The following is an 11,566-nucleotide window of genomic DNA, read 5'->3' as shown; positions in this document are numbered from 1 at the left end:
CGGGGATGGGGCGGGTGTGCGCGGCGAACGTCCCGGCCGCCTCGCCCCGCCCGCGCAGGGCGCGGACCAGCAGCCCCCACGCCGACTCGCGCATCGGGTCACGGGCGAGGATGGCGTGGATCTCGGGCACCAGCTCGGTGTTGCCGCCCAGCGCGAGCCGGGCCTCCACCAGCCGTTCGCGTGCGGTGGCGTAGAGGTCGTCGAAGGCGCCGAACCGCTCGCGCAGTTCGGTCGAGGCGGCGCAGTCGCGGCCGATCGGCCCGCCCCATAGGGCCACGGCCCGTTCGAGCGGCTCGACGGCATCGCCGGCGGCCCCGGCGGACAGCGCCGCCGTGCCGTGTTCGATCAGGTCGCGGAGCGAGGCGGCGTCCAGTTCGTCCGGTCCGGCGGCGAGCCGGTAGGCGGTGCCGTTCGGGCCCGAGACGGTCACCAGACGGTCGGCCGCCTCCGGCAGACAGGCCGTCAGTTGGCGCCGCAGCTCCGCGACGTGCGAGGCGACGTTGCGACGCGCCGCCTCCGGTGGGTCGTCCCACAGCGAGGAGATCAGGCGGGCCGGGGTGACCGGCCGCCCCTCCTCCAGCACCAGCAGCGTCAACAGCCCTCGCGCCACCGGCCCGCGCACCTCGTGCTCCGTCGTACCGGTTCCGACACCGACCCGTCCGAGTACCCGAAACAGCACTGTGGCTCCCTCCGTCGCGCACCGCTGCCGATTCACGCCCCGGGACCGGGACCCCGACGAACGGGAGGTCCCGAAACGCGAAGTGCGTGATCCATACCCCTCGTCCACACACCGAATGCGGCAAACACGTGTCGGTCATCAGTAGTTCACCGATATGACCGACGCCCCGGGCCAGGACTTTCCACGGATCGGGGGAAACGCGGCTTCCCGGGTATGGGGGCGGGTAGGTGCCTCCGGCCGAACGGGATGGATTCGGTGAAATCCGGCAGGAGTCGGGCTCGTTACCGATGGACGGGAGTCGGATTCCGTCCCGGGAAGGGCGGAAAAGCAGGGCGGGTCGGCGGAGCTTTTCGAGGGTGCCGGGGCGGATTCCGGTGTCGCCGTCGGGGCCCGGGGGGAACCCGCCCGTGGAGGGTTTGCGGAAGTTCGCCCCGGCGGTCCACGCCCCGGGTGTGCGCCCCCGGCGGCCGGTCGGTGTATCGCGCCGTTTCCGGAACCCGGGCGTGGTCCGCGGTGGGGTACGTGCCCGTCCGGTCCGCCGGGGCCGGCACCGCGCGACTCCCGACCTCGGCCATCGGGACGAAAAAAGTTCGCCGGGGATGTCGAGATCCCGGAAGCGGCTCCGTCTCCCCCGTGAACGCCGGCGAACGCGACCACAATGGGTCGCCCCCGCACCGAGGAGAACGATCATGGCCAAGTACCTGCTGCTCAAGCACTACCGGGGCGCCCCGGCCCCGGTCAACGACGTGCCCATGGAGAAGTGGACACCGGAGGAGATCTCCGCCCACATGCGGTACATGAGCGACTTCGCGGCCCGCCTGGAGAAGACCGGCGAGTTCGTGGACGCGCAGGCGCTCGCCCCGGAGGGCATGTTCGTCCGGTACGACGGCGAGGGCCGGCCGCCGGTCACCGACGGCCCGTTCCCCGAGACCAAGGACCTCATCGCCGGGTGGATGGTGATCGACGTCGACAGCCGGGAGCGTGCCCTGGAACTGGCCGGTGAGCTGTCGGCCGCTCCCGGCGCCGGTGGGGAGCCGATCCACGAATGGCTGGAGGTGCGCCCGTTCCTGACCGCGCCGCCCACCGTCACCGAATGACCCCCGCATGACCCCCAACCCGACGCCCGCCGTGGACGAGGCCCTGATCCGGGGCCTCGTGCCGGGCGTGCTGGGCGCCCTCGTCCGCCGCGGAGCCGACTTCGCGGCGGCCGAGGACGCCGTGCAGGACGCGCTGGTCGAGGCGATCCGCGTCTGGCCCACCCACCCACCGCGCGAGCCGAAGGGATGGCTGATCACGGTGGCGTGGCGCCGGTTCCTCGACGCGACCCGGGCGGACGCCACCCGCCGGCGGCGTGAGGAACTGATCGCCGAGGAGCCGGGGCCCGGGCCCGTGTCCGGGGCGGACGACACGCTGTGGCTGTACTTCCTGTGCGCCCATCCGTCGCTGAGCCCGTCCTCGGCGGTCGCGCTCACGCTGCGCGCCGTCGGCGGGCTGTCCACCCGGCAGATCGCCCGGGCGTACCTGGTGCCCGAGGCGACGATGGCGCAGCGCATCAGCCGGGCCAAGCGCACCGTCTCCGGCGCCCGGTTCGACCGGCCCGGCGACGTGGCCACCGTGCTGCGCGTCCTCTACCTGATCTTCAACGAGGGGTACTCCGGTGAGGTGGATCTCGCGGCCGAGGCCATCCGGCTCACCCGGCGGCTCGCGGCGACGATCGACCACCCCGAGCCGGCGGGGCTGCTCGCGCTCATGCTGCTCCACCACGCCCGGCGGGCGGCCCGCACCACCGCCGACGGCGGGCTGGTGCCGCTCGCCGAGCAGGACCGGAGCCGGTGGGACACGGAGTTGATCGCCGAGGGGGTGGGAATCCTGCAGGCCGCGCTGGCCCGTGACCGGTTGGGCGAGTTCCAGGCCCAGGCCGCCATCGCGGCGCTGCACGCCGACGCCCCCAGCGTCGGGGAGACCGACTGGGTACAAATCGTGGAGTGGTACGACGAACTCGTGCGACTGACCGACAGTCCGATCGTCCGACTCAACCGGGCGGTGGCCGTCGGGGAGGCCGACGGGCCGCGCGCCGGCCTGGCGGCGCTCGCGGAACTGGACGACTCGCTGCCCCGTTACGCCGCCGTGGCGGCCCACCTGCACGAGCGCGACGGGGACCTCGCGACGGCGGTACGCCTGTACGCCGAGGCGGCCCGCAAGGCCACCAACCTCGCCGAACGCGACCACCTGACCCGCCGGGCCGCCCGCCTCAACAACCGGCGAGGGCGGTGAGCGGTCGTGCCCTGAGGTTCCCGGCCCCACAGGGGCGGGCCCCCCACCCGAAAGCGGAGGGGCGACTCCGTCGATGCCCCACCCATCGCCCGTTCGGAGCGCAGGGGTTCGGCCGGCACCGGTCACCATGCCACCGGGACGGCTCTCCCTGTACGGTGCCATGGATCGACGTGGCATTCCCCGGGTGGGGCCCGGGATGACGGGACGAGGTGTTGTCGGCGCATCGTGGGGCGCCACGTATTCGTATGGCCGGGAGAGAGTGGATGGCGTATCTCGACGCGCATGGCCGCCGCTCTCCCCGGAGCGACCGGGGGACACCTGCGCACGTGGCGGGGGATTGCGGTAACGGGCCGGTCCTCCGTGCCGAACCGGCGACCGAGTCGGCCCCGAACTCATTCCGTGACGCGCCGGCCCCTCGCCCCTTCCCGCATCTTCGTCGGGACGTCCCGCTCCAGAGGATTCGCAGGGCACCGGCCCAGCCGAAGAAGATCGGGGAAATCGAGCAGGTGGCCGGCCACTCGCCGGTGGCCGACGGCGAGTCGATCGTCCTCGTGGACGGGGACGATCACGCCGCCGATCCGGTCAAGCGGTCCGGGCAGAGGGGGATCGCCACCATGGCGGACGTACTCCGCGGGTTCGCTCCCCTTCCGGCGTCGTGGTGCCGCCTCTTCCACACCCCGGGCGGCTACCGGGGGACGCGGAAGCGGAGGATGGTGACGGCGCCCGAGCGCGTGGTGCCGATCGGTTCCAGGTCCGTCCTGGTGAGGCCCGGGGGCGAGAAGCGGATGCCGTCGCCGAGCAGCACCGGCAGCACGTACACCAGGATCTCGTCCACGAGGCCCCGCCGCAGGCACTGACCGGCCACATCCGCGCCGAGGATCTCCAGGTTCTTTCCGCCCGCGGCGTCGCGCGCCGTGGCGACCGCTTCCCCGATGTCACCGGTGAGGAACGTGACGGTCGGGTCCGGCGGCTCCGGCGGCCGGTGGGTGAGGACGAACACGGGACCGGAGAAGGGGTAATCCGTGCCGTCCGGGTTGTCGGCCCGCATCCTCCTGCCCACCTCGTGGGTCCGTCGGCCGATGAGCATGGCGCCGGTGGCCGCCGCGATCTCCGGGAATCCGTCCGGGGCCATGAAGTCGAAGATCCAGTCCATCGCGTGGTCGGGACCGGCGATGAAGCCGTCGAGCGACATCGACCTGTTCACGACCACTTTGCCGTTTTCCGTACTCGTATCGCTCATGGTGTTCGTCCGTTCCGGTTCGGCTCGTGCGGGTCACGGTCGCTCCCGGGGCGCCGGGTGGGAGCGGACACGCCACGTGATCACGCGAGTCTCCGGGGCTGTGCGAACAGGGTGCGGCGCGCCTGTGGCGCCATTGTCCCGTGGGGCGTGTGCGTGGTCGAGTGCGGCCGGAGGAGGGAGCGGCGCCGCCGGCGCGGGGTGGCCCCCGGAGCCCTGTTCGCCTCCCCGATGGGAGGTGCGAAAACACAGGCGGGGGCGAGGGCGACGACCGGATATTCCGTTTTCCTCCGGACCGGGAAGAGCTTGACCATGCCGAAGATCAACGGAAAAAAATCAGGGAGATTTTCCAGACCTTTCCGTCGAATTTATTTCCCTTTCCCGGGTGAATGAGGCGGGGTAATGTGACTGGGCATCCGAAGCCGGAAGCGGCACCCTTCCGCGCGAGGGTTAATTTCTCAATTTTCGTTTACTTTTCGCGATCTTCACGGTGGTGATGAATTGGTGACGTTCACTGAAAGCCGGCATATCGGCCATTTCGCATTGGCCCGATGCGGGTGGTTGGTCCGATGAGACGACCGACGAAAGGGCCCCTTCGAGCGGGATGATCAATCGATGACTCCCTCATCGGATTGATGACGAAACGGTAACGTCGACCACCCCCTCCCCCCGGACCGCCCCGGAGAGCGCCGACGGCGGGGTGAACGGGCGCTTCGCGAACGGAATCAGCTCTGCGCGACCACTTCGGAGACAAGGTCACGATTCATGAAAAACGACTTGGCGGATCTGCTCGAATCGAGGATCGGACGCAATTTCCTTCTTTCCTACAGGAGGGCGCGGAATGAACTCCCGAAAGAGATGACGGCCAAGGAACTCACCGTTCTGGCCGCGGAGGCATGCCTTTCCAGTTCACCTTACGACCCAGAATTCGAAAATTCAGAACACGACTTCCCCCATTCCTCACATCTCGCCGATCAGGAATTTTCGAAACTTTCCGTCCCGGGCACCCCACTCGACCATAAACGCCAACTCTGGCTGACCCCTCGGGGAATAAAACCATCACCGGAGAACTTCCGGTTCGATTCGAGTAGATTTCCTGCCGACACCACCAAGCCAAGTCTCGCTTTCTGGACCTCGACGGATGTGGGGGATTTCTTCACGAGCTGGCAGGCCTGGCTGGAAGAGGGGCCGGATGCACACCCGAAACCCTGGAACATCTGGCATTTGGAGATCTCCCCCGGGGTCAGAGTCGCGGAGATTCACAGCCCTGATACGTGGGGAGCGCTCTGCGAAAAATATCCTCACGATGCGACTCCGGGAGTATTGGAGCCGGACTGGGAAGCAGTATCTGCCGACTGGGATGCCGTCCACCTTTCCCTCCGAGGACTTCTTACCGCGCAACAGGTAGCCGTGGACTGTGGTTCCGCGAGAACGACTCAACTTCTCGGGTGGGACGCGGAATCGACATTATGGCTCCGGTGGCGCTTCACCGCGGTCAATCTCGTTGCCGTGATTTCCTGAAAGCGTGAGCCTTCCAATCCCGGGTCGGCGAAACGGGTGGTCGAGCGCGGCAGTCGCCAGAACTTCAAGGCGACCACGGCCTCTTCGCCCCGGGCCCGGGTTTCCACCCGGGATGGGGTCGTGGAGCCGTTGACCGGTGGAAGGGTTCTCCCATGCCCCCACGTTCAGCCGGCGTGGAAAAGGCTCCGTAACGTCGCCCCCGCGCCGCCCCGGGAAGCGCCGGCGGTGGGGCGGGCGGGCGGCTCCCGCGGCGTGAAGGGAGGATGGGAGCCGCGAGGCCCCGTCGGGGGGAGATCGACTCGGAGGGTGATGGCGGTGAGCGGCACGGAGGCCGGGACGGCGGGAACGCCGGACACAACGGGGACGGGAGCGTGACCGAGCGCGCCCCGGCCGGGGGACGCGGCGCGCAACTGGCCCGGACCGGCCTGCGGTCCGGCTGGACCACCGGTGCCTGCGCCACCGCCGCCACCACCGCCGCGTACACCGCCCTGCTGACCGGCGCCTTCCCCGACCCCGTGCGGATCACCCTGCCCAAGGGGCAGACCCCGGCCTTCGCCCTCGCCGTGGAGGACCTGGCCCCCGACGGCTCCACCGCCGGTGCCGGGGTGGTCAAGGACGCGGGCGACGACCCCGACGTCACCCACGGCGCGCTGGTCCGCTCCACCGTCCGCCGACTGCCGGCGGGCTCCGGCGTGCGGTTCGTCGCCGGCCCCGGCGTCGGCACCGTGACCCGCCCCGGCCTGCCCCTGGAGGTCGGCGAACCCGCGATCAACCCCGTCCCCCGGCGCATGATGCGCGAGCACCTGACGGAGGTCGCCGTGGTGCACGGCGGCGGCAGCCGCGACCGGGAGCCCGACGTGGAGGTGACGATCTCCGTGGACCACGGCGAGGAGATCGCCCGTTCCACGTGGAACCCGCGCCTGGGCATCCTCGGCGGCCTGTCCATCCTCGGCACCACCGGCGTCGTGGTGCCCTACTCCTGCTCGGCGTGGATCGACAGCATCCGGCGCGGCGTGGACGTCGCCCTCGCCGCCGGCCGCGACCACCTCGCCGCCTGCACCGGCTCCACCTCCGAGCGGACGGTGGTCGCCGAGTACGGGCTGCCGGAGGACGCCCTCCTCGACATGGGCGACTTCGCGGGCGCCGTGCTGAAGTACGTGCGCCGGCACCCCGCGCCCCGGCTGACCATCTGCGGCGGCTTCGCCAAGCTCTCCAAGCTCGCCGTGGGACACCTGGACCTGCACTCGGCGCGATCCGCCGTGGACAAGGGCTTCCTCGCCGAACTCGCCCGGCGCGGCGGCGCCGGGGACGAACTGGTGACGGCGGTGGCCGGCGCCAACACCGGCCTGGACGCCCTCCAGCGCTGCCGCGCGGCGAACGTGCCGCTGGGCGATCTGGTGGCGGTCGAGGCCCGGGACCAGGCCCTCGCCGTGCTGCGCGGGGCGCCGGTCGCGGTGGACGTGGTGTGCATCGACCGGGCGGGCACGGTGGTGGGCCGCAGCGCGGTGCGCGGCCCGGAGACCGCCCTCGGTTGACGCGTCGCGGCCCACGACCGCCGCCCCGGTGGTGGGTTCAGAAGCTCAACAGAAGCCTTCCCCGAACACCCCCCGCCGCCAAGCGGCGGTGGGCCGAGGCGACCTGTTCGACGGGCAGGATGTCGGCGGTGCGCGGCGTGAGACGTCCCTCGGCGGCCAGAGCCACGATCTCCCGCAGTGCCACCGCCATGGCCGGATGGCGGAGCACGAGCGCCTGATGAATTGTGATGCCGCGTTCCGAGGGAAGCGGGATCGGGCGGCAGGCGACGAACGCTCCCCCCTCCCGGACCGCGTCGAGCGCCGGTCGGCCGATGACAGCCGCGTCCACCAAACCGTCCACCCCATCGGGCACGGCCGCACGAAAGGTCTTCCCCGGGGCGGTGGACCGGGGAACGACGACATCGGCACCGAGTCCGAGCACCAGATCCCGATCGCTCTCGGCGGCGTCCGCGACCACGCGCAGCCCCCGGTGTTTTCCCAATTGGATGGTGAACCCCCCCACCGCGCCCGCGGCACCGGTGACGCCAAGGGTGGCACCGGCAGGGAGCGACAGCAGCATGAGGGCCTGGTGCGCGGTCAGGGAATTCATCGGCAACCCTCCCGCGTCCCCGGGGTCGAGGCCCCTCGGTGGCAACTCCACCAGCTGCTCGACCGGGACGACGACGTACTCGGCCTGCGCCCCGCCGGTCGGCGCGAGGGGATTGACGAACGCCATGATCGGCCGACCGGTGATGTCATCCACCCCCTCGCCCACGAGGTCCACGGTCCCGGAGACATCCATCCCCGGCACATGAGGGGGTGACAGATGAGCCATCCGATCGGCCAACACCCCTTCCCGTAACAGCAAATCGGTGGGATTAACGGCTGCGGTGGTGACCCGGACACGCACCTGACCCGGCCCCGGGCGGGGAATCGGCAGGTGAACGACCTCCAACACCTCCGGCCCGCCGAAACGGGAAATTCCGACAGCCTTCACGATGATCTCCTGTCTTTCTCCACTCGAACGTCTTTCAAAAGGTCGATGAGAACCGTCCCGCGTTGCCGCGGGTACCGGTGAGGACATGGACCCTCACCGCGATTTCCTCCCCTGTGGTGAGCAACAGCGGGCCGGAAAGGACGCGAAGGTCCGACTGATCGGTACTTTCTCGTTCCGCAGGGGAAATTCCACCGGAAGGTGCAGCCACAAACGGTGCGCGCCCCCGCCCGATGGATGACCTCCTGCCCCGGCCCCGCCACCACATCGGAGAGGGGATCGACTGAAGGATGCGGCGGTTCCTCCCGCTTCGGAGCGAGATGTGTTCCCACCGCCAACCGGACGGTGGCATACCCCCCTTGGTGCGGCGTCGAACCGACGGAGAGGAAACCGGTCGAATACCCTACCGCCTCCGGCGAACGCTCCGCGTAACGAACGGTGAACTCCGGGAGTCCCGCGGAGTTCACCTCCTCCGGCCCCGCGGGGGCCGTTCCGGCGGGGTCCCGCATGGGGGATCCGTGCACCACGGGAAGACCGGTGCGCGCGGAGAGCGCCCCGGCCGGGGGCTCTTTCCGGCTCAGCGGGCTCCCGTGATCGCCACCCCTGTCGTCAGTCCCCGATCGTCCGGGCCCCGGCGGACAGGGACAGAGGAGGAGCGGCCCGGGCAGCCGGAAGGAACCTCCACCCGGATTTCCGACCGACGGCATGAAGCCGGACGGCGCACGATCACCACCGGCACCCCGGCTTCCCGGGCGGTCTGGACGGTTCGGGCGGGGAAAACGGGAAGGAAAAGAGCTCCTCGGCGGGCTTCGCGCAGCCCGAGCAGGTACGCGGCGGTGAGCGCGACGGCGCGGTCGCCGTCCCGGGCCGGTTCGGTCGGGGCGCGCGTGACCCGGGGGCCGGGGATATCGGCGAGCGCCCGGGTCAGCCGCCGCCGGGCGGGCTGCCCGACGGTGTCGGCGGCGAGGTGCTCGATGAGGCCGGCGGCGATCCGGTCCGCCCGGGCGGGATCGTTCGCCGGCGCCCCCGGGGCGTCGGCCGCCTCGACGTCGTTCCACCCCTCGACGATCATGTCGATCAGCGTCGGGACCGCGTCGGCCGCCCGCGTGCCGCGAGCGCCGGCGCCGCGTGCCGGCGCGCCACGGGGTCGGGATGCGCGAGGGCGTCCCGCAGCCGGACGGTCGCCTCCTCGTGCGGCATGGCCACCAGCTCCCGGACCGCACGCTCCCGCACCTCGGCCGCCGGTGAGTCGAGTGCCTCCGCCGGCAGCGCCGGTCCGTCGGCGTCGGCCGGCAGTTCCGGGGTGATCGCGGGCCACGCCCGCCGGTCCCCGATCGTGGACAGGGTGTGCAGGGCCCGGCCACGGGCCCGCGCGCCCTCCGCTCGGAGTTCCGCGAGGAGCGCCGGGGCCGTCACCGACGGTTCGTGCCGGGTGAGGGCCCGGGCCGGCATCTCGCGCACGGAGGAGTCGGGTTCGACCGCGCACCGCGCCACGAGCCCGGGGACGAACCCGGGGTGCGGGGTCGTGCCGACCGCCGGGGCCGTCCGCAGACGGACCGACGGGTCGTCGTTCCCCGGTTCCCGGAGCACCCGGGTCGTGTTCGTGTCGTCCTTCGGCAGGGACACCGGAACCACCTCCTGCGCGTCGGTGAAGGCCCTGTCACGGTGTCAAGGTCGAACGTGCGCGGTGCGGAAGGAGGGGGCGGGCGCGGCGGCTCGCTCAGGGGCGCGTGCCGAAGAGCAGTTCCCCGGCCCGGGCGAGGGCCTCCGCCGGGTCGGCGACGGTCGGCACCCCCGCGGGCGGTTCCGGGCGGCGCACGATCACCACCGGGATCCCGGCCTCCCGGGCGGCAGTGAGCTTGGGGGCGGTGGCCGCTCCCCCGCTGTCCTTGGTGACCAGCACGTCGATCCGGTGCTCGCGCAGCAGCGCCCGTTCCCCGGCGAGGTCGAACGGGCCGCGCGCGGTGAGCACCGTCGTGCGCGGCGGGCACGGTCCGGTGGGGGGATCGACCGTCCGCACCAGGAACCACGGTTCGGTGAGGTGCGCGAAGGACTCCAGGCCGAGCCGGCCGGTGGTCAGCAGGACGCGCGAGCCGAGCCCGGGCAGCAGGTCGGCGGCCCCCGGCAGGGAGTCCACCGGGTGCCAACGGTCGCCGGGGACGGGCGTCCAGCCGGGGCGGCGCAGTGCCAGCAGCGGCACGCCGGTCTCCGCCGCGGCCCGGGCGGCGTTGGCGGTGATCCGGACGGCGAAGGGGTGGGTGGCGTCGATCAGGAGGTCCACGGCGTGTTCGCGCAGCCAGTCGGCGAGGCCGGCGGGGCCGCCGAAGCCGCCGATCCGGACCTCGCCCGCCTCCGGCAGGCGGGGCGCGGCGACCCGACCGGCCAACGAGGTGGTGACCCGCAGGCCGATGGGGTGGGCGGCCGACAGCCCGCCGGCGAGGCGGCGGCCCTCTGTGGTGCCGCCGAGCACCAGCACGTGCCGGGTGGGGCGGGTCATCGCAGCGGGTCGGCGGCGGTGTCGGTGGTGCCGGGCGCGTCGGCGGTGCCGCAGGGGTCGGTGCGGATCCGCTCGGCGGAGTACAGGTAGCTGTCGGGGAACTGCTCGGCGCCCAGCACCCGCCCGACCAGGATCACGGCGGTGCGGGTGATGCCCGCTTCCCGGAGCCGGTCGGCGATCCCGGCGAGCGGGCCGCGCAGCACCACCTCGTCGGGCCGGCTCGCCATCGCGACCACCGCGGCCGGGCAGTCGGGGCCGTAGTGCGGGAGGAGTTCGGCGACCACGCGGTCGGCGTGCCGGGCCGCGAGGTGCAGGACCAGGAGCGCCCCGGAACGGCCGAGCGTGGCCAGGTCCTCGCCCTCCGGCATGGGCGTGGCCCGCTGCGCGACCCGGGTGAGGATGACGGTCTGGCCGACGGTCGGCACGGTCAGCTCGCGCCTCAGGGCGGCGGCAGCCGCCGCGAAGGCGGGCACGCCGGGCACGATCTCCCAGGGCACGCCGGCCTCGTCGAGCCGGCGCATCTGCTCCGCCACCGCGCCGAAGATCGAGGGGTCGCCGGAGTGCAGGCGGGCCACGTCGTGCCCCGCCCCGTGGGCGGCGACCATCTCCGCCACGATCTCGTCCAGGGTGAGCCGGGCGGTGTCCACCAGGCGCGCGTCGGGCGGGCACTCGGCGAGGAGTTCGCGCGGCACCAGGCTTCCCGCGTACAGGCACACCCCGCAGGAGGCCAGCAGGCGGGCGCCGCGCAGGGTGATGAGGTCGGCGGCGCCGGGGCCCGCGCCGATGAAGTGGACGGTCACGGGCGCTGTCCTCCGGGGTTGTCGGGGGCGGGGGCCGCCGGGCCGGGTGC

At 72.2% G+C, this 11,566-nt stretch carries 11 protein-coding genes; 4 read left to right on the top strand and 7 right to left on the bottom strand.

The features are described from left to right. A partial coding sequence (locus tag FOE67_RS06130) for an AfsR/SARP family transcriptional regulator (RefSeq protein WP_182661249.1) occupies positions 1–679 on the bottom strand: 679 nt, incomplete at its 3' end. Between the two features lie 689 nt (positions 680–1,368). Between FOE67_RS06130 and FOE67_RS06125 the strand changes: the two genes are divergently transcribed. Both FOE67_RS06125 and FOE67_RS06120 read left to right on the top strand, forming a co-directional pair. Then, positions 1,369–1,776, top strand: coding sequence for a YciI family protein (locus FOE67_RS06125; RefSeq protein WP_182661247.1), 408 nt, complete (start codon positions 1,369–1,371; stop codon positions 1,774–1,776). A gap of 31 nt (positions 1,777–1,807) precedes the next feature. Beyond that, positions 1,808–2,953: an RNA polymerase sigma factor gene (locus FOE67_RS06120; protein WP_323384338.1), complete on the top strand. Its 1,146-nt coding sequence runs from the start codon at positions 1,808–1,810 to the stop codon at positions 2,951–2,953. Between the two features lie 685 nt (positions 2,954–3,638). Here the strand turns inward: FOE67_RS06120 and FOE67_RS06115 are convergent. Then, positions 3,639–4,193: a dihydrofolate reductase family protein gene (locus FOE67_RS06115; protein WP_182661243.1), complete on the bottom strand. Its 555-nt coding sequence runs from the start codon at positions 4,191–4,193 to the stop codon at positions 3,639–3,641. Between the two features lie 762 nt (positions 4,194–4,955). Here FOE67_RS06115 and FOE67_RS06110 point away from each other — a divergent pair. Both FOE67_RS06110 and FOE67_RS06105 read left to right on the top strand, forming a co-directional pair. Beyond that, positions 4,956–5,711, top strand: a complete 756-nt coding sequence (locus FOE67_RS06110; protein WP_182661241.1) for a hypothetical protein — start codon at positions 4,956–4,958, stop codon at positions 5,709–5,711. Between the two features lie 371 nt (positions 5,712–6,082). Continuing rightward, positions 6,083–7,246, top strand: a complete 1,164-nt coding sequence (locus FOE67_RS06105) for a cobalt-precorrin-5B (C(1))-methyltransferase (RefSeq protein ID WP_323384332.1) — start codon at positions 6,083–6,085, stop codon at positions 7,244–7,246. Positions 7,247–7,283: 37 nt separating this feature from the next. On the opposite strand, the gene FOE67_RS06100 is transcribed toward FOE67_RS06105, so the two are convergent. From FOE67_RS06100 to cobM, 5 genes are all read right to left on the bottom strand, one after another. Continuing rightward, entirely contained in the window at positions 7,284–8,183 is a 900-nt protein-coding gene (locus FOE67_RS06100; RefSeq protein ID WP_323384337.1) for an NADP-dependent oxidoreductase, read from the bottom strand. Positions 8,184–8,796: 613 nt separating this feature from the next. Further along, positions 8,797–9,291 (bottom strand): hypothetical protein, encoded by a 495-nt coding sequence (locus FOE67_RS30265; RefSeq protein WP_323384330.1) that lies wholly within the window; start codon positions 9,289–9,291, stop codon positions 8,797–8,799. A gap of 5 nt (positions 9,292–9,296) precedes the next feature. Beyond that, complete coding sequence (locus FOE67_RS30260; protein ID WP_323384328.1) at positions 9,297–9,845, bottom strand: HEAT repeat domain-containing protein; 549 nt, start codon at positions 9,843–9,845, stop codon at positions 9,297–9,299. Positions 9,846–9,939: 94 nt separating this feature from the next. Then, entirely contained in the window at positions 9,940–10,716 is a 777-nt protein-coding gene (locus FOE67_RS06090; protein ID WP_182661234.1) for a cobalt-precorrin-6A reductase, read from the bottom strand. Beyond that, the gene (gene cobM / locus FOE67_RS06085) at positions 10,713–11,516 is read right to left on the bottom strand and encodes a precorrin-4 C(11)-methyltransferase (protein WP_182661232.1); all 804 of its coding nucleotides are present in this window, start codon (positions 11,514–11,516) and stop codon (positions 10,713–10,715) included. Before cobM ends, FOE67_RS06090 begins: the two co-directional genes overlap by 4 nt. Positions 11,517–11,566: the final 50 nt, after the last annotated feature.

Source organism: Streptomyces calidiresistens (genome assembly GCF_014141525.1).
GTDB classification, from domain to species: Bacteria; Actinomycetota; Actinomycetes; order Streptomycetales; family Streptomycetaceae; genus Streptomyces; species Streptomyces calidiresistens.
Note: the sequence above shows the minus strand (reverse complement) of the source record. Positions and strands in the feature narration are given on the sequence as shown.